Genomic DNA, 17,817 nt, shown 5'->3' with positions numbered 1-17,817 from the left:
CCCCGGGAACGCTCCCGGGGCCCGCGCCTCGTCTCAGCGGGTCGGGCGCGCGGTCACCCCGCCGTCGCGGACCCCTCGAACAGCTTGTCCAGGAACCGGTCCAGATTCGCGCGGGTCCTGGCTATCTGCTCGGCGAGGGTGAGCGACTCCTCCAGCCGGCGGCCGAGCAGGGTCTTCCGCTTGCCCCGGACATACAGGGGGCACGCGAGATCCGCGCACATGTAGATCCCCACGGCATTGCCCTGACGGCCCGCGGGCCCCGCCTTGGGCGCGCTCATGAGATCGACACCGGACGCGGTGTGGGGCGTGACACAGATCGAGCAGATGCTGGACTTGAAGACGCTCTTCTGCCCGGAGGACGGTCCGCGCAGCGTGATGCCGGTCCAGGCGCCGTCGCGCTCCGTGACGAGATAGCCGCGGTCGGGGGCGCCGGGATCGCGCCAGCCCAGAAAGTCCAGATCGGCCCAGGGGAGGCCGTCCAGATCGCGGGGGAGGCTGATTCTGCGGGCCTCGCCCTTGGAGCAGTTGACGAACGAGCCACGGATCTCGTTCTCGCTGAGCGGCTTCATGATGGCGAAGCTAACAAGTGCCCGAAAGGTGTGTCGCGGCATTTTCCGCCGGCGCTCTCCGGTCCTCGCCGGCGGTCTCCCGTCTCCCGCTCCCGCCCGGCTCAGAGGCCCACGTCCCGGGCGTGCAGATCCTCGAAGCTCTCCCGGCGCACCAGAAGCCGCGATCCGCCCCCGGAGACGGCCACCACCGGCGGGCGGCCCGTCATGTTGTAGCCCGACGCCATCGACACGTGGTAGGCCCCGGCGGCCGGAACCGCCAGTACATCACCGGGTCTGATGTCCTCCGGCAGCTCCACGGGACCGGCGAGCACATCGCCCGCCTCGCAGTGCCGGCCGACGACCGTCGCCGTCCGCATCGGAGCCGCCGACGTACGGCCCACCCGGCGGACCGTGTAGCGCGCCCCGTACAGCGCGGGCCGCGGGTTGTCGCTCATCCCGCCGTCGACGGCCACGAACACACCGCCGACGCCGCGCTTGACCGACAGCACCCGGTAGAGGGCGATCCCGGCCGGTGCCATGATCGAGCGGCCCGGTTCCACGGTCAGCGCGGGGACGGGAAGACCGTGCTCGGCGCAGGCGCTCGCCAGGGTCCGGGTGATCAGCTCCCCGTAGACCGAGGGGGCGGGCGCCGGATCTCCGGGCAGATACGCCACCGCGAAGCCGCCGCCGAGGTCCAGCTCCGGCAGGGTCACACCGTGGCGGTCCCTGATCGCCGCCAGGAACGCCACCAGCCGGCGCACGGCCTCCGCGTAGGGTTCCGCCTCGGCGATCTGCGAGCCGAGGTGGCAGTGCAGACCGGCGAGTTCGAGCCGGGACTGGCCGAGGATCCGGTCGACGGCGTCCGCCGCCGAGCCGTCCGCGATCGAGAGGCCGAACTTCTGGCCCTCCGTGCCCGTACGGATCTTGGGGTGCGCGCCCGCCTCGATGCCGGGCAGTACGCGCACCATCACCCGCTGGGGCTCGGGTCCTTGCACCTGAGCGGCGATCCTGGCCGTCTCGCAGGCCGAGTCGATGACGATCCGGCCGACGCCGAGGCGCAGCGCCGTGCCCAGGTCCTGGGGGGACTTGGCGTTGCCGTGCAGCACGATCCGCTCGGGCGGGAAGCCACGGGTGGCGGCGAGCCGGAGTTCACCCGCGGAGCAGACGTCGAGTCCGAGGCCTTCCTGCTCCATCCAGTCGACGACGGCCCGGCAGAGGAACGCCTTGGCGGCGTAGACGACATCGGCGCCGGGCAGCGCCCGCCGCCACGCCCGCGCGCGGGCCCGCACCTCGTCCTCGTCCAGGACATAGACCGGGGTGCCGTAGCGATCGGCCAGTTCGGCGAGCCCGACCCCGGCCACGGCGATATCGCCACCGGGCGCGAGGACGGCGGACGCGGGCCAGACGCTCGGCGCGTTCAGCTCACTGATCAGCAGGGACGGTTCCGTGGTCATACCGACATCGCCTCCGGCAGCTCCGGAGCGTGGCGCGCACAGGTTCGGACCGGGGCCTGCCTGGGAGCGGGGGCGGGTGCCGGGACCGGGGCGGGGGCGGTGAGCTGGGGGTCCACGGTGACGATCGCGGCGCCGAGCGGGGCGGCCAGCTCGCGCAGCACGGGCTCCGCGAGCCTGATCCACGCCTGCTGCTCGCCGAGGACTGCGGTCAGCCTCCGGGCGCTGGTGAAGGCGATCGCGGTCCGCGCGCCGAGCGGGGTGCGGGCGAAGCGCAACTGCTGTCCACCGCACGAGCCGAGCCGTACGGGTACGTACAGCGGCCGTGCCGCGGCACGGCCCCCGTCCACGGCGGGATCCGGACCGGGGTCGGGATCCGGACCGGAGTCGGAGTCGGGGTCCGGGTCGGGGTCCGACGCCGGGCCGGCGCCGCGGGCGGAGCCCCGGTCCGAACCGGGCTCCGCGCCCGCGTCCTCGGTGATGAGGCGCTCCATGGTGTCCTCCCAGGGGAGTCGTTCACTGACTGACACCAGGAAGCTATGCCCGGGGGACGGCGGATCGCCGGGACCATGACGGACCGTTGACCGGGAAGGCCCGCATTTTGACGTACTCCTGGCGCGGATCCCCTGACGCCTCTGGCGCGGATCCCATCACGCCCGGGTCCGGCCCCTCCCGCCTACGGCAGCAGACCGGCTCGTCTCGCCGCCACCACCGCCTCCAGGCGCGTATGCGTGCCCAGCTTGCGCATCGCCGAGCGCAGATAGCCCTTCACCGTCTCCGGGCGGAGCCCGAGCAGCTCCGCCGTCGTCACATTGGTCGAGCCCGCCGCGACACAGCCCAGTACATCCACCTCGCGCGGTGCCAGTGTGACCGGCAGCGGACGCGGGGGAGTGTCCGCCGGGCGCGCGGCGCCCGCGAGCCGGCCGCAGACGGAGAGCAGTTCCTCGCGCAGTTCCGCGTCCACGATCCGGGGTGCCAGCGCGCGCAGCTCGCCGTGGGCCGCCCGGACCTCCTCCCAGGCTCCGGCGCCCGCCCCCGCCGTCGCCTCGCGGGTCACCGAGAGCAGCCTCCGTACCTCGTCCCGTACGACGAGCGCCTGTTCCACATCGCGCGCGGCGGCGACCGCCGCGTCGAAGGCGCGCTCACCGATCGGCAGCGCGCTGCGCAGCGCGCCGTACAGCACCCCGCGCACCTTGCGCCGGACGACCACGGGCACGGCGAGCACGGAGCGCAGCCCCTCCGCCGCCACGGCCGCGTCGTACTCATGGCTGATGTGGCGCGCCTCCCGGTAGTCCGTGACCGCGCAGGGCCTGGCCATGGCGATCGACTTGCCGCCCAGACCGCTGCCCGAGGAGATCGCGAGCCCGCGCAGGGCGCTTGTCGCGGTGCCGTTCAGCTCGGCGATCCGCAGCTCTCCCACGTCGTGCGTCAGCCCGCCGAAAGCCACGGTCAGCCCGGTCGTCCTGCGCAGCCGCGCCAGCGCCGACCGCATCTCCACCGCCTCGGCCATGCCACTTCCTCCCGCCCGCACCGCGGCCCCTCCGCCCACCACCCCCGTCCGGGGGTGGTGAGACCTGCGTCACCAATTAAACGATGCTAGTCCCTGTAAGTCCTCAGCCCGTCCGCCCGTGCGGCGGTCCATCGGAGGGACGGACGGGACGCACGCCGGGGAGACGCGGGCCGGACACCCGGCGAGGTCAGGCAAGAGGAGGGCAGATGACGGCAAGGACGCCGAGCGGTCCGACCGAGGAGTTCAGAGCGGCCCGGGACTTCCTGCTGGCACACCGGGAGGACTACGCGACGGCGTACAAGGGCTTCTCCTGGCCGCGGCCGATGCGCTTCAACTGGGCGCTGGACTGGTTCGACCGGATCGCCGAGGGCAACGACCGGGTCGCCCTGCATCTCGACGAGGAGGACGGGCGGCAGACGCGCCTCTCCTTCGCCGAGCTGTCCGCCCGCTCCAACCAGGTCGCGAACTGGCTGCGTGAGCAGGGCGTCCGGGCCGAGGACCGGATCGTCGTCATGCTCGGCGACCGGACCGAGCGGTGGGAGACCGCGCTCGCCGCGATCAAGCTGCGGGCCGTCGTCATCCCCGCGCCCCCTCCTCTCGGCCCCGTCGGGCTGCGGGACCGTATCGAGCGCGGCCGGGCCCGCCATGTGATCGTCCGCGCCGAGGACACCGGGAAACTCGCCGGGGTCGCGGGCGGCTTCACCAGGATCGTGGTGGGCGCTCCCGCCGTCCCGGACGCCACCGGGGACTGGCGCTCGTACGAGGACGCGTACGCCCGGCCGGAGACCTTCACACCGAACGGCGTCACCCATGCGGATGACCCGCTGATGCTGTACTTCACCCCGGGCACGACCGGGCGCCCCAAGCTGGTCGAGCACACCCATGTCTCGTACCCCGTCGGTCATCTCGCGACGATGTACTGGATCGGGCTCAAGCCCGGCGATGTCCATCTCGACATCGCCTCGCCCGGCCGGGCCGAGCACGCCTGGTCGAATCTCTTCGCCCCCTGGAACGCCGAGGCGACCGTCTTCGTCCACCACCGAAGCCGCTTCGACCCGGTCCGGCTGATGGCCGCGATGGACTCCGGCGGGGTCACCAGCCTCTGCGCCCCGCCCACCGTGTGGCGGTCGCTCGTCCGGGCCGGTCTCCCCCTGCTGCGTACACCGCCGCGCGAGGCCGTCGCCACGGGCGAACCGCTCGACACCGAGGTGATCGAGGCGGTCCGCCGTGTGTGGGGTGTGACGATCAGGGACGGCTTCGGCCAGACGGAGACCGCCGTCCAGATCGCCAACTCGCCGGGTCAGCTGCTGAAGGCGGGGTCCATCGGGCGGCCGACCCCCGGTTTCACGGTCACCCTGGTCGACCCGGTGACCGGGGTGCCCGGCGTGGACAAGGGCGAGATCTGTCTCGATCTCTCCACCTATCCGGTGGGGCTGATGACCGGCTATCACGGTGACCCCGACCGGACCACGGCGGCGATGGCCGGCGGCTACTACCGGACCGGTGACCTCGGGGCCCGTGACGCCGACGGCTACCTCACCTACCTCGGTCGCACCTGCCTCGGTCGCTCCGGCGACGTCTTCAAGGCGTCAGGATCAGGGGGAGTTCCTTTCCGAACGCCGTTGAGCGACTGAGGAACGAACGACCGAGGTACGTACGACGGGGAAACGAGCGACTGAGAGACGCTGGTTGCGGGCGAGGGAGAGAGCGATGCGGGTACCGATGACTGTCACGGACTTCCTCGACCGGGCGGAGCGGGGGTTTCGCACCAGCCCCGGAGTGGTCGACGAAGGGGATCAACCCGGGCCGCCCGTACCCGTGTCGACGTACGGGCGGCTCGGCGAGCGGGTGCGGGCCTGGCAGGCGGGGCTCGACGCGCTCGGCGTGGGCGAGGGGGAGCGGGTGGCGGTGGTGAGCCACAACTCCGCCCGTCTGCTTGAACTGCTGTTCGCGGTACCGATGAGCGGGCGGATCTGTGTGCCGGTCAACTTCCGTCTGAAGCCGGAGGAGATCGAGTATGTGGTGCGGCAGAGCGGAGCCTCGGTCCTGTTCGTCGACCCGGAGCTGGACGCGGGACTCGCCGGGGTCGGGGCACGCCACCGCTTCGTGCTGGGCGAGCGGACCGAGACCGGACTCATGCGCTTCGGCGTCGAGCCGCGACCGTGGTCGAGGCCGGACGAGGACGCCACCGCGACGATCAACTACACGTCGGGAACCACCGCCCGTCCCAAGGGTGTTCAGCTGACCCATCGCAACATCTGGGTCAACGGTCTGACCTTCGGTCTGCATACCCGGGTGTGGGAGCGGGACGTCTATCTGCACACACTGCCGATGTTCCACTGCAACGGCTGGGGAATGCCGTTCGTGATGGCCGGACTGGGCGTCAAGCAGGTGGTGCTGCGCAAGGTGGACGGTACGGAGATCCTCCGCCGGATCGACGAGCACGGAGTCACGCTGATGTGCGGCGCGCCCGCGGTGTGGAACGCGGTGCTGGACGCGGCGGCGTCCTGGGAGGGAGAGATCCCGGGCCGGGACAGGGTACGGATCGTCTGCGCGGGAGCCCCGCCGCCGAGCAGGATGATCCAGCGGGTCGAGGAGGAACTGGGCTGGGAGTTCACCCAGATCTACGGTCTGACGGAGACGTCACCACTGCTCACCTTCAACCGGACCCGGCCCGGCGACGAGGACCTGCCCGCGGAGGAGCGGGCGCGCAAGCTCTCCCGCGCGGGACTCCCCGCGCTGGGGACGGGACTGAGGATCTCCGGGTCCGGAGAGGTCCTGGCCCGGTCGAATGCCGTGCTCAAGGGGTACTGGAACAAGCCGGAGGAGACCTCGGCCGTTGTTGAGGACGGCTGGTTCCGCACCGGGGACGGCGGCGCGCTGGACGAGTCCGACGGGCATCTGACGATCACCGACCGGAGGAAGGACGTGATCATCACGGGCGGTGAGAACGTGTCGTCGATCGAGGTGGAGGACACGATCTTCAGCCACCCGGCGGTCGCCGAGGTGGCCGTCATCGGTGTGCCGCACGAGAAGTGGGGCGAGACCGTCAAGGCCCTGGTGGTCCTCGCGGACGGGGCGACGGCGTACGAGGCCGACATCATCGCCCACTGCAAGCAGCGGATGGCCGGCTACAAGGCACCGACGACCGTCGAATTCCGTGAGGCCATCCCGCGCACGGCCACCGGCAAGGTCCAGAAGTTCAAGCTCCGCGAGCCCTACTGGTCCGGCCTGGAGCGCGAAGTCAACTGACCACGGGAAGTCAACTGACCGCGGGAAGTCGGCCGACCGCGGGCTGTGACGCCCGGTCGAACCGGCCGCGGGACTCCTCGGTGTGTTCCCGAACGCTGAGTCGTCCGGTCTTCACCGTGTGTGCTCCGGCATGCGACGGACCTGCCCCCGACGGATCGGTGCGGGGCGGATCGGCGTGGGGCGGATCGGTGCGGGGCGGTCACCGCACCGTCCCGGCCCGTGCTCGTCGCCATCCCGCACTGCGGGTGCTTTATCGCGGGTGTTTCATAGGACATAGGGCAAAACCCCATGAAACCCTCGATGTGAGTGTGAGTGGAAACGACATGGCCGGCAGTGAGCGGCGGGATGTGAACGGTGCGCGGTCCTCCCGGACCTCCGGGAGCCGGCACCGGGACGGCGCCGCCCGGGAGGAGCCGCCCCGGAGTTCCTTGGGGATGGGGCAGGCGTTGCGGGAGGCCACGGAGCAACTCGCCGTGCTTCTCGGCAAACAGCCCGAGTCGGTGTCCGCCGTCAAGCGCACGGAGGACGGCTGGCAGGCCGACGTCGAGGTGCTGGAGATCCCACGGGTGCCGGACACGACCAGCGTGATGGCGAGTTACCGGGTGCGACTGGACGAGGCAGGCCGCCTCACCGAGTACGAGCGCCGCGAGCGGTATGCCCGGGGCCGGATCGAGCGGTGACCGCCAGGAGCACGCGCGGCGGCCGCTGAAGGGAGTCATCGTGACTGTAGCGCCGCATCAGGGAGGCCAGGTCGCCGTCGGCGGCGGCGGAAACCTCTACGACGTCCTGGAGTTGATCCTGGATCGCGGGCTCGTCATCGACGCGTTCGTGCGGGTGTCCCTGGTTGGGATCGAGATCCTCAAGATCGACGCACGGGTCGTCGTGGCGAGCGTCGACACGTATCTCCGCTTCGCCGAGGCGGTCAACCGGCTCGACCTGGAGGAGGGGCGCAAGGCACCCGAGACGCTCACCGGCCTGGTCGGCGAGGTGACCGAGAGCGGGGCACGCGGCAAGAGCAAGGGCGCCCTGACCGGAGCCGTCGAAGCCATCACCGACTCTCTCCAGGGCGACCGGACACGGGAGCGGGAGGAGCCGGAGCCGGAACCGGGGCGCCGGAGCACCGCACGGCGCCCCGCCAGGCACCGGGAGGAGTGACGCATGTCCGTCTACGTCTACGCCATCACCTCTTCCGACTGCCATCCACGCCTCGACGACCTGCGCGGTGTGGGCGAAGAGGCGCCCGGCCTGCGTACCGTCACCGAGGGTCCCCTTCAGGCGATCGTCAGCGACGCGCCACAGAACCTGCGCGCCAAGAGAAGAGACCTCAGCGCCCACCACGACGTACAGCAGCGACTGCTGTCCGAGCACGCGGTGCTGCCGATGCGATTCGGTCTGATCGCCGCCGACGACGAGGCGGTGCGCGCGGCACTCGACGAGAACGCCGAGCCGTACGCCGAAAGGCTCGCGGCGCTCGCGGGCCGGGCGGAGTTCAATCTCAAGGCGGCGGAGGACGAGGACGTGCTGCTGCGCCAGGTGATCGAGCGTTCGGACCGGGTGCGGCGGCTGGGCGAGACGACACGGGGCGGCGGCGGAACGTACGAGGAACGTCTGGCGCTCGGTGAGTTGATCTCCACAGGGGTGCGGGCACGGCAGGACGAGGTGACCGCGGACATGATCGAGGCGCTGCGGCCGTACACCGTCGACGAGTCGCGGGGCGGCGCCACGTCGGAACACTTCCTCAATGTGTCCTTCCTCGTGGACCGGGACCGGGCGAAGGAGTTCACCGCCGCCGTGGAGAAGCTCGGCGAGCAGTACGCGCCCGACATCGAACTGCGCCTGAGGGGGCCGCTGTCGCCGTACAGCTTTGTCTGACCCGGAGAACTCCGACCCGTACAGCTTCGTAGGAAACGAGGAGTCGCACGATGGGCCTGCTGACCCAGATCCTGACCGCGCCGCTGGCACCGGTGCGCGGCTTCGGCTGGGTGGTGAACCAGGTCATCGAGGTCGCCGAACAGGAGGCGTACGACACCACCCCCATCGAACGCCAACTCGCCGAGCTGGAGAGGGAGCTGCTGGAGGGCCGCATCGACGAGGCGGAGTTCGACCGCCGGGAGGACGAGCTCCTCGACCGGATCGAGGCCATCGAGCGCGCACGCTCCGGCGGCCCTCAGGAGCCCTGGGCCGAGGAGCAGGAGCAGGGGCGGGTGGCCGAGGGGCGGGTGGCCGAGGAGCAGCAGGCACAGCAGGGACAGCAGGCGCAACAGGGACACCACGAGCCCGAGCGCTGAGCGACCAGGATCGAGGCCTGACGCATCGTGACAGATCCGACTTCCGCCCGACAGCCCCTTCCCCGGCCCGCGCAGGCCATGTCCCCGTACGGGCAGGGGTCGTCGGCGAATCTGGCCGACATCCTCGAACGGGTCCTCGACAAGGGGATCGTCATCGCCGGGGACATCCAGATCAACCTGTTGGACATCGAACTGCTCACGATCAAGCTCCGGTTGCTCGTCGCCTCCGTCGACAAGGCCAAGGAGATGGGCATCGACTGGTGGGAGCACGATCCGTCACTGTCGTCCCGGGCCCGGGAGGAAACCCCGCGGCCGTCGCTGGCCGAGGAGAACAGCCGGTTGCGCGCCGAGGTCGAGAATCTGCGCAGACGCTCCCTGGCCCCCGCCGACGAGCGCCCCGCCGACGAGCGCCCCGCCGACGAGCGCTCCTCCGACGAGCGCTCCTCCGACATCCAGTACGACGACATCCAGGATATCCAGGACGTCGAGTACGAAGACGAGCGCGACGACAGCGCGGACAGGACCGACACGGACAGGACCGACACGGACAGGACCGACGGGGACAGGGCCACCAGGGACAGGGAACGGAGAGCGCGCCGGGAGAGGAGGCGGTGACGGATGAGCGCGGACATGCGATACAGCTACGCGGTGACGCGCGCCGACGCCGCTTCGGACGCCCTGGACGAGGAACTGCGCGGGATACGCGGTGTGGCGGACACCCCGGTACGGCTCGTACGCGCGCACGGCCTGGCCGCGGTGGTGAGTCCCGTACCGGAGCGTGACTTCGACGAGAGAGCCCTCAAGGCCCAGCTGGAGGACCTGGACTGGCTGGAGTCGGTGGCCCGCGCCCATCACGCCGTCGTGGAAACGGTCTTCGCCCGTACCGCCCTCCTTCCGCTGCGTCTGGCCACGCTCCATCGCGACGACGACCGCGTACGGGACATGCTGAACCGGCGCGCGGAGGAGTTCGGCGCCCTGCTCGACCGGCTCACCGGCCAGGTGGAGTGGGGCGTCAAGGTGTACGCGCTGCCCCCGCCGCCCAGCTCACCGGTCCCGGCCACCACGACGGCCTCGGCGGGCGGCAGTCCCGGCCGTGACTATCTGCGGGGCCGCCGGCGGCAGCGCAGATCGGGTGAGGACGCGTGGCGCGCGGCTCGCGAGGCGGTGCTCCGCGTGGACGCCGAAGTACGCCCCCTCGCCGTCGACCGTGTCCAGCACCGCCTCCAGGAGGGGGAGCTGGCCATCGGGCCCGGTCGCAACGTCTCCAACGACGCCTATCTGGTCCCGCGCGGGAGCGGGGACGCCTTCCGGGCACGGGCGGAGGGCGTCGCCAGGAGCTTCGACGGCATCCGCGTGGAGGTGACCGGGCCATGGGCCCCGTACTCGTTCGCCGCCCCCGAGCGGACCGACGAGGAGGTGGGCGCCCCGTGACCGATGGCGCCCGGCCCGCCACGGGCCCCGACGACCGGATGGACGACGACGACCGGATGGACGACCTCGCCGGCCGGCAGATCGCGCTGATCGACCTTCTCGACCGGCTGCTGACCGGGGGAGTGGTACTGACCGGTGATCTGACCCTCTCGATCGCGGACGTCGATCTCGTACGGATCTCGCTCAGGGCCCTGATCGTGGCCGTCCGCGCGGAACAGCGTCCGCAGGGTCCACAGGAGGCTCCCGCTGAGCGCGCGGCCCTCGAACGCGCCCTCGGCCCGCCGCCCGGGAACGGCCCGTGAGCCGCGGCCGGGGCGCCGACCGGAGACGCGAGCCAGGACGCCGGGAACGCCCCTCACCCATCCGCGATCTGGACGAGGTCACCCAGGCCGCGTCGGACGTCTTCCGTCTGCTTCCGGCGGGCCCGGACGACATCCCGCCCGAGGAGGAGCGTGGCCGGCGGATCGCCCAGCGCCTGCACACCGATCAGGACACCGTGGAACGGGACCTGGTCAAGCTGGTGCTGACCATCGTCGAACTGCTCCGCCAGTTGATGGAGCGTCAGGCCCTGCACCGTGTCGAACAAGGGGACCTGACGGAGGACCAGGAAGAACGCGTCGGCGTGACCCTCATGCTTCTCCACGACCGTATGACGGAGCTGTGCGAGCGCTACGACCTCACGATGGAAGACCTCAACCTCGATCTGGGCCCGCTCGGGACCCTGCTCCCGCCGACGTGAGCGCGACGGCGTCCCGCCGGGCGTCGCGTGCGCGGCGCCCGGCGGAACCTCTCACCTATGCGGTGCGGTCAGGTCAGGCGATCACTTCGGCGAGCCGTCGCCACTCGGCGCGGGGCAGGGGACCCGGTGCGCCCGCGGTGCTGCCGGGCGTCACGATCTGAAGGGCGACATGGTCCGCGCCGGCCGCGTGGAAGGCGTCGATACGGGCCTTGATCCGGGCGTCGTCGCCCCAGGCGTAGACGGCGTCGATGAGCCGGTCGCTGCCGCCGTTCGCGAGGTCGTCCTCGGTGAAGCCCAGCCGCAGGAAGCTGTTGGTGTAGTTCGGCAGGGTGAGATACATGGCGAGATAGTCACGGGCTGTGGCACGCGCGGTCTCCGGGTCGGTGTCCAGGACGACCTTCAGCTCGGGGGCGAGGAGCGGTCCGGAGCCGAGGATCTCGCGGGCCTGCGCGGTGTGCTCGGGGGTGACCAGATACGGATGGGCACCGCCCGCGCGGTCACGGGAGAGTTCGAGCATCTTCGGGCCGAGCGCGGCCAGCACGATCCGTCCGGCCGGGACCTTCCCCTCGTCCAGACCGTCGAGATACTCGGCCATCGAGGAGTAGGGGCGTCGGTACTGCGTGGCGAACTTGGCGTGGCTGGCACCGAGGCCGAGCACGAAGCGCCCAGGGTGCTCGGATTCCAGCCGCTGGAAGCGGGCGGCGGTGTCGGCGGCCTCGTGCTGCCAGATGCTGAGGATGCCGGTGGCGACGGTGAGCCGCGATGTGGCCTCGATGAGCGGTACCGCGTGCTCGACATCGCCCATGCCCAGCCAGACGGCGCCGAAGCCGAGCTCCTCCAGCTCGGCGGCGGCCTCCGGCGCCTCACCGGCCGCGGGGCCCTCGGGGCGGAGCCCGGAGGTCCAGATCCCGTACCGGCCCACGGACTCCTGCAGAGTAACCATCGTTTCGTCTCCCACATGCCTTCGAAGTACTGCGATCACCGTGCCAACCCGGGCCCGGCCACCGGCTATTCCTGTATCGGGCCAGGGTCGCCCGTTCGGACCCGTTCCGGGCTCCGCGCGTTGACGCGCGCTGTCACGGCATCGGTCCCTCGCTGCTGCCGTACGGCGCGAACAGATCGAGCAGCCGGGTCCTCGCCTGGTGCAGCCGGTGGGCGAGCACCCCGCCGATCCAGAGCGCCACGGCCTGGCCGAACACCGGATCGCCGTAGCACATCCGCCGTACGTCGTCCGCGTCGAACTCGTAGGTGCGCACCAGCGTCATCGCCTCCGCCCCGAGCTGCCAGACGAACGGAGGGAAGAGCCAGGACCAGCCGACGAGACTGCCCGCGCCCAGCGACGCTATCTCCGCCGGGCGGCGGCCCGGCACCCTGACGTCGAGGATCACGCAGCCGCTGCGCACGATCCAGAAGCGGTCGGCGGACTGGCCCTCGTCGAAGATGCGCGTGCCCTCGGGGAAGTTCACCTGGCGCGCGCCGCGCATCAGCCGCTCACGGTGGACCGGGGAGAGGGCGTGCAAGGTGGTGTCGGTCGTGGTGGTCATGGCTGCCGCCTCCTCGGAGAATGTCGCGGCGGCCGGCCCACGAAGCCCCCGGCGGCCCGCGGGTTCCTCATATCCAGACTCCACCCGGAGCTGCCCTGGCGCTACGGGGCGTCCGCGTCCTTCCGCACACGGCTGTGCGCGTCCGCTTCTGCCGCCTCCCCGCCGAGGGGGGCGATCCCTCCGGTCCTGCCGGTCGCGGCGTTTTCGGGTTGGATGGAAAGAGTTCCCGATGCGGGCCGCAGGGCCCCGGGAGAGGAGGCGGACCATGCGCTTCGTCGACCGAACGGCCGCCGGGAAACGGCTGGCCGAGGAGCTGGAACGGATGGATCTCGACGATCCCGTGGTGCTGGGGCTGCCGCGCGGCGGGATTCCGGTGGCGTACGAGGTGGCCCGCGCGCTGGGCGCGCCGCTGGATGTGATCGCCGTCCGCAAGCTGGGGGTGCCGTACCAGCCCGAGCTGGGCTTCGGCGCGATCGGCGAGGACGGCGTACGGATCATGAATGACGATGTGCTCCGCGCCGCCCGGGTCGGCCCGCGCGAGCGCGCGGCGGTGGAGCGGGACGCGCGTCAGGCGCTGGAGCTGCGCCTGCGGCGCTACCGGGGGGACCGGCCGCCGGTCGGGCTGCTGGGCCGGACGGCGGTGATCGTGGACGACGGCATGGCCACGGGTTCCACCGCGTTCGCCGCCTGCCGAGTGGCGCGGGCGCGCGGTGCGGCGCGGGTGGTGCTGGCCGTACCGCTGGCGCCCCCCGACGCCCTGGGCTGGCTGGGGCAGGAGGCCGATGCCGTGGTGTGTCTGTCCTCGCCGGAGTACTTCGGCTCGGTCGGGCAGTGGTACGTGGACTTCGCGCAGACCAGCGACGACGAGGTCGCCGCGCTGCTCACCAGGGGCGCGATGTCCGGGGAGCGCGGGAAGCGAGGCGAGCGCGGGAAGACTCCCACGCCCGCTGACACCGGTCCGGACATGGGCATGGGTCCGAGCACGGGCGCGGGACCGGGTACGGGCTCAGCGCCGGGGGCGGGCGCGAGGCCGGAGGCGGCCGGGCATCCCGCCGGGGATCCGGAGGTCGTGATCGGCGCCGGACGGACCTCGCTGCCCGGGAGCCTGGTGGTGCCGGACGGCGCGCCGGGCATCGTGGCCTTCGCGCACGGCAGCGGAAGCAGCCGGCACAGCCCCCGCAACCAGGCGGTGGCGTCGGCCCTGAACCGGGCGGGCTTCGGCACCCTGCTGTTCGATCTGCTCACGCCGGACGAGGAGCGGGACCGTACGAATGTCTTCGACATCGGGCTGCTGGCCGAGCGGCTCACCCTGGCCGTCCGGTGGCTGCGCCGTGAACGCGCCCTGCCGGTCGGCTGCTTCGGTGCCAGCACCGGGGCCGCGGCGGCTCTGATGTCGGCGGCCGAGCCGCATACGGACATCGCGGCGGTGGTCTCCCGCGGCGGCCGTCCCGATCTGGCGGCGGGCCGGCTCGCGGAGGTACGGGCACCCACGCTGCTGATCGTCGGCGGCGCGGACACCGAGGTACTGCGTCTCAACCGGCAGGCGGCCGGCCGGCTGCGCGGTGAGCACCAGGTCGCCATCGTGCCGGGAGCCACCCATCTCTTCGAGGAGCCAGGCGCCCTCGAAGCGGTGGCCCATCTGGCCACGGGGTGGTTCACCCAGCACATGACACCGCACGGAGCGGTGGCGATGTCCGGACCAGACCGGCCGCACTGAAGCCCAGGCGCGCTGAAGCCCAGGCCGCGCCGAAGGTCAGGCGCGCTGAACCCCGGCCGCGCTGAAGGTCAGGCGCACTGAACCCCGGCCGCGCTGAAGCCCAGGCCGTGGCACCGCCGGCCGGGAGCACCAGGCGGCGCGGGAGCACCAGGCGAGCGGGGGACATCACGCGCCGGTCGAGACCAGTGCGTCCGCCGGGCCGTTGACCGGCCGGGGAGTGCCCGTGAGATCCATGACGAAGAGCGGAATACCCAGATCCTCGGCACGGGCGAGGGCGTCGTCCGCGTACCCGGCGAGGGAGAAGAAGACACCCGGCGCCGAGGCATGGAGCCCGTTGAGCCAGAGGCACTCGACGGAGCGCGGATTGACGGGCCGGGTGGTCGGTTCCACCTGGGCGACCACGTCCGGGCCGCGCAGATCGATCACGTACGGCGCGCCCTCCGTCCCCTCCCCGGCCCGGTCGACGCTGTGGAAGCCCAGCCAGCGCAGATAGAGCGCCGCGGCCGTGACCGCGTCATGCGCGGTACGGATCGTCAGCGGGCGGAACGACGGACGCGGTGACGCGGCGCTCCGCGGCAGCGGGACACGCGGGGGCGATCCCGCCGGCGGCGGTCCGGGCGGCGGTCCGGACTCGGGGACCGCCGGGGTCGCGGGGGCTGCCGGAGTCCCAGGATCCCCGGGGACGGCCGTGGCCCATGGGGCCACCGGGGTCACCGGAGCCGTCGGCGTCCCCTGTGGCGTCGCCGGGGCCGCCGGGCCCGTGGCGCCGGTCTCCCGTACCGGAATCCGTAGCACCGTTCCGCACGGACAGCCCAGCTCCGGCCGTGGCCACTGGTCCTCACGTCCGCACGCCCCGCAGCGGACGGCCACCCACTCCTCCGCCCAACCGCGGTATGTGACCGGCTCCACCGGTACGCCGCCGGCCAGCGCGGGCGCCACCGGAGCCCCGCACGCGCAGGGATAGACCGACACCGCGAAAACGTGCCGCCCGCCGCAGGACGGACAGCTCACCCACACGCTCTCTGTCACCACGTGCCCCCTTCGGCCACGATCCGTCGCGCTCGGTGTCCCATCGTCCACCAGGAGCGAGGCAGGGGGGAGGGTCTTCGGGCATCCCTTGACGCGGTACGGAGTCCACCTTAGATTGATTCCATATTGCAGAACTAAACTTCCGCATTACGGAATCGACTCTCAGGTGGCGCGACAGAGCCCGAATCCGCCGGCCGAAGCAGGAGTACTCCATGCCTCGAATGACCGCTGCCCGAGCGGCAGTTGAGATCCTCAAGCTTGAGGGCGTGACCAACGCCTTCGGTGTGCCCGGCGCCGCGATCAACCCCTTCTACGCGGCCCTGAAGGCGTCCGGCGGGGTCCACCACACGCTCGCCCGCCATGTCGAGGGCGCCTCGCACATGGCCGAGGGCTACACCCGTACCCACCCCGGCAACATCGGTGTCTGCGTCGGCACGTCCGGCCCCGCGGGGACGGACATGATCACCGGCCTCTACTCCGCGACCGGTGACTCGATCCCGATCCTGTGCATCACCGGCCAGGCCCCGACCGCGGTGATCCACAAGGAGGACTTCCAGGCCGTCGACATCGCCTCGATCGCCCGGCCCGTCACCAAGGCCGCGACGACGGTCCTGGAGGCCGCGCAGGTTCCCGGCGTCCTCCAGCAGGCCTTCCATCTCATGCGCTCGGGGCGGCCGGGTCCGGTCCTCGTCGATCTGCCGCTCGATGTGCAGCTCACCGAGATCGAGTTCGACCCGGAGACCTATGAGCCGCTGCCGGTCCACCGGCCGGCCGCGAGCCGCGCGCAGATCGAGAAGGCCGTCCGGATGCTCAACGCGTCGGAGCGCCCGCTGATCGTCGCGGGCGGCGGCGTCATCAACGCGGACGCCTCCGAACTGCTCGTCGAGTTCGCCGAGCTGACCGGCACTCCGGTCATCCCCACCCTGATGGGCTGGGGCGCCATCGCGGACGACCATGAGCTGAACGCCGGCATGGTGGGCCTCCAGACCTCGCACCGCTACGGCAACGCGACCTTCCTGGAGTCGGACTTCGTCCTCGGTATCGGCAATCGCTGGGCCAACCGCCACACCGGGAAGCTCGATGTCTACCGGCGGGGGCGGACCTTCGTCCATGTCGACATCGAACCCACCCAGCTCGGCAAGATCTTCCCGCCGGAGTACGGGATCGCCTCCGACGCCAAGGCCGCCCTGGAACTCTTCGTCGAGGTGGCGAAGGAGCTGAGGGACGCGGGCGAACTGCCCGACCGCGCCGAGTGGGCCGCCTCCGCGCGGGAGCGCAAGGCCACGCTCCACCGCCGTACGCACTTCGACAATGTGCCGCTCAAGCCGCAGCGGGTGTACGAGGAGATGAACCGCGCCTTCGGTCCCGAGACCCGGTATGTCACCACCATCGGACTCTCCCAGATCGCCGGCGCGCAGATGCTGCACGTCTACCGGCCGCGCCACTGGATCAACTGCGGCCAGGCGGGACCGCTCGGCTGGACCGTGCCCGCCGCGCTGGGGGTCGCCGTCGCCGACCCCGAGGCCTCGGTGGTCGCCCTCTCCGGTGACTACGACTTCCAGTTCATGCTGGAGGAACTGGCGGTCGGCGCCCAGCACCGTATCCCCTATGTGCATGTGCTGGTGAACAACTCGTATCTGGGGCTGATCCGCCAGGCGCAGCGCAACTTCGACATCGACTTCCAGGTCAATCTGGAGTTCGAGAACATCAACTCGCCCGAGCTGGGCGTGTACGGGGTCGACCATGTCAAGGTCGTCGAGGGACTGGGCTGCAAGGCGATCCGGGTCACGGAGCCCGATCAGCTTCTGCCCGCCTTCGAGGAGGCGAAGAAACTCGCCGCCGAGTACCGGGTCCCGGTCGTGGTCGAGGCGATCCTCGAACGTGTCACGAACATCTCGATGAGCGGCAGCGACATCGCGAGCGTGAACGAGTTCGAGGACATCGCGACGGAGCCGTGGCACGCGCCCACGGAGATCCTTCCGCTGGCCGGGTCCGACGCGGCGGCCTGAGCCGGCTGGAGCGAGCTGACCTCCGCCGTCGTCCCCGACCGAGCGGCGGCGGAGGGACGCGGCCCCCGCACCGGAGGGCATCCGGTGCGGGGGCCGTCGGCTTTCCACGGTCCTGGCGGGCACAGCTGTTGTCCGGGCGGCCCCGCGCGCTCCTGGGTGCTGGAGCTTCCCGCGGAGGTTCCGCCCGGTTCATGACGCGACACGCCCTCGACCGACCGACCGAGCGCACGGCAGAGCGCGGAGCACGGGGTATCCCGTGCTCCGCGCTCCGGTGGGGTTACCGGCGGCGGCAGCGCCTG

The 17,817-nt window shown here is 71.6% G+C and carries 18 protein-coding genes and 1 pseudogene; 12 read left to right on the top strand and 7 right to left on the bottom strand.

Features of this window, described 5'->3' with window-relative positions; translation table 11 throughout:
- Window positions 1-53: 53 nt before the first annotated feature.
- The 4 genes from ACWGDX_RS37750 to ACWGDX_RS37735 all read right to left on the bottom strand — a co-directional run bounded on the left by ACWGDX_RS37750 (window position 54) and on the right by ACWGDX_RS37735 (window position 3,509).
- On the bottom strand, window positions 54-569 hold the full coding sequence (locus ACWGDX_RS37750; protein WP_453633125.1) for an FBP domain-containing protein: 516 nt from the start codon (window positions 567-569) through the stop codon (window positions 54-56).
- Window positions 570-670: 101 nt separating this feature from the next.
- The gene (gene lysA, locus ACWGDX_RS37745; protein WP_453633123.1) at window positions 671-2,002 is read right to left on the bottom strand and encodes a diaminopimelate decarboxylase; all 1,332 of its coding nucleotides are present in this window, start codon (window positions 2,000-2,002) and stop codon (window positions 671-673) included.
- The gene (locus tag ACWGDX_RS37740; protein ID WP_453633122.1) at window positions 1,999-2,493 is read right to left on the bottom strand and encodes an SAV_915 family protein; all 495 of its coding nucleotides are present in this window, start codon (window positions 2,491-2,493) and stop codon (window positions 1,999-2,001) included. Before ACWGDX_RS37740 ends, lysA begins: the two co-directional genes overlap by 4 nt.
- 182 nt (window positions 2,494-2,675) lie before the next feature.
- Window positions 2,676-3,509: a response regulator transcription factor gene (locus ACWGDX_RS37735; protein ID WP_453633120.1), complete on the bottom strand. Its 834-nt coding sequence runs from the start codon at window positions 3,507-3,509 to the stop codon at window positions 2,676-2,678.
- A gap of 206 nt (window positions 3,510-3,715) precedes the next feature.
- On the opposite strand from ACWGDX_RS37735, the pseudogene ACWGDX_RS37730 reads away from it, so the two are divergent.
- The 10 genes and pseudogenes from ACWGDX_RS37730 to ACWGDX_RS37685 form a co-directional block, all read left to right on the top strand.
- A pseudogene (locus ACWGDX_RS37730) lies at window positions 3,716-5,122 on the top strand (AMP-binding protein); the annotation flags it as partial.
- A gap of 97 nt (window positions 5,123-5,219) precedes the next feature.
- Window positions 5,220-6,761, top strand: coding sequence for an AMP-binding protein (locus ACWGDX_RS37725; RefSeq protein WP_453633118.1), 1,542 nt, complete (start codon window positions 5,220-5,222; stop codon window positions 6,759-6,761).
- A 308-nt stretch (window positions 6,762-7,069) separates the two neighbouring features.
- Complete coding sequence (locus ACWGDX_RS37720) at window positions 7,070-7,441, top strand: gas vesicle protein GvpO (RefSeq protein ID WP_453633116.1); 372 nt, start codon at window positions 7,070-7,072, stop codon at window positions 7,439-7,441.
- 40 nt (window positions 7,442-7,481) lie between these two features.
- On the top strand, window positions 7,482-7,916 hold the full coding sequence (locus ACWGDX_RS37715) for a gas vesicle structural protein GvpA (RefSeq protein ID WP_453633114.1): 435 nt from the start codon (window positions 7,482-7,484) through the stop codon (window positions 7,914-7,916).
- Between the two features lie 3 nt (window positions 7,917-7,919).
- Window positions 7,920-8,633 carry a GvpL/GvpF family gas vesicle protein gene (locus ACWGDX_RS37710; protein WP_453633112.1) on the top strand — a complete coding sequence of 238 codons (714 nt, stop codon included), beginning with the start codon at window positions 7,920-7,922 and terminating at the stop codon, window positions 8,631-8,633.
- A gap of 50 nt (window positions 8,634-8,683) precedes the next feature.
- Window positions 8,684-9,049, top strand: a complete 366-nt coding sequence (locus tag ACWGDX_RS37705) for a gas vesicle protein GvpG (protein WP_453633110.1) — start codon at window positions 8,684-8,686, stop codon at window positions 9,047-9,049.
- Between the two features lie 27 nt (window positions 9,050-9,076).
- Complete coding sequence (locus ACWGDX_RS37700; RefSeq protein WP_453633108.1) at window positions 9,077-9,664, top strand: gas vesicle protein; 588 nt, start codon at window positions 9,077-9,079, stop codon at window positions 9,662-9,664.
- Between the two features lie 3 nt (window positions 9,665-9,667).
- Entirely contained in the window at window positions 9,668-10,480 is an 813-nt protein-coding gene (locus ACWGDX_RS37695; RefSeq protein ID WP_453633106.1) for a GvpL/GvpF family gas vesicle protein, read from the top strand.
- 38 nt (window positions 10,481-10,518) lie between these two features.
- Window positions 10,519-10,782 (top strand): gas vesicle protein, encoded by a 264-nt coding sequence (locus ACWGDX_RS37690; protein ID WP_453633129.1) that lies wholly within the window; start codon window positions 10,519-10,521, stop codon window positions 10,780-10,782.
- Between the two features lie 59 nt (window positions 10,783-10,841).
- Window positions 10,842-11,219, top strand: a complete 378-nt coding sequence (locus ACWGDX_RS37685) for a gas vesicle protein K (protein WP_453633127.1) — start codon at window positions 10,842-10,844, stop codon at window positions 11,217-11,219.
- 73 nt (window positions 11,220-11,292) lie between these two features.
- On the opposite strand, the gene ACWGDX_RS37680 is transcribed toward ACWGDX_RS37685, so the two are convergent.
- Both ACWGDX_RS37680 and ACWGDX_RS37675 read right to left on the bottom strand, forming a co-directional pair.
- Window positions 11,293-12,162, bottom strand: a complete 870-nt coding sequence (locus ACWGDX_RS37680; RefSeq protein ID WP_453633104.1) for an LLM class F420-dependent oxidoreductase — start codon at window positions 12,160-12,162, stop codon at window positions 11,293-11,295.
- A 133-nt stretch (window positions 12,163-12,295) separates the two neighbouring features.
- Window positions 12,296-12,763 (bottom strand): Crp/Fnr family transcriptional regulator, encoded by a 468-nt coding sequence (locus ACWGDX_RS37675; protein WP_453633102.1) that lies wholly within the window; start codon window positions 12,761-12,763, stop codon window positions 12,296-12,298.
- A 265-nt stretch (window positions 12,764-13,028) separates the two neighbouring features.
- Between ACWGDX_RS37675 and ACWGDX_RS37670 the strand changes: the two genes are divergently transcribed.
- The gene (locus ACWGDX_RS37670) at window positions 13,029-14,480 is read left to right on the top strand and encodes a phosphoribosyltransferase family protein (RefSeq protein WP_453633101.1); all 1,452 of its coding nucleotides are present in this window, start codon (window positions 13,029-13,031) and stop codon (window positions 14,478-14,480) included.
- A 165-nt stretch (window positions 14,481-14,645) separates the two neighbouring features.
- On the opposite strand, the gene ACWGDX_RS37665 is transcribed toward ACWGDX_RS37670, so the two are convergent.
- Window positions 14,646-15,509: a hypothetical protein gene (locus tag ACWGDX_RS37665; protein ID WP_453633099.1), complete on the bottom strand. Its 864-nt coding sequence runs from the start codon at window positions 15,507-15,509 to the stop codon at window positions 14,646-14,648.
- A gap of 212 nt (window positions 15,510-15,721) precedes the next feature.
- On the opposite strand from ACWGDX_RS37665, the gene gcl reads away from it, so the two are divergent.
- Window positions 15,722-17,518 carry a glyoxylate carboligase gene (gcl, locus tag ACWGDX_RS37660; RefSeq protein ID WP_453633097.1) on the top strand — a complete coding sequence of 599 codons (1,797 nt, stop codon included), beginning with the start codon at window positions 15,722-15,724 and terminating at the stop codon, window positions 17,516-17,518.
- Window positions 17,519-17,817: the final 299 nt, after the last annotated feature.

This window comes from Streptomyces sp. NPDC055025, from assembly GCF_053608565.1.
The sequence above is the reverse complement of the archived record's forward strand: the minus strand, read 5'-3'. Positions and strand labels throughout refer to the sequence as shown.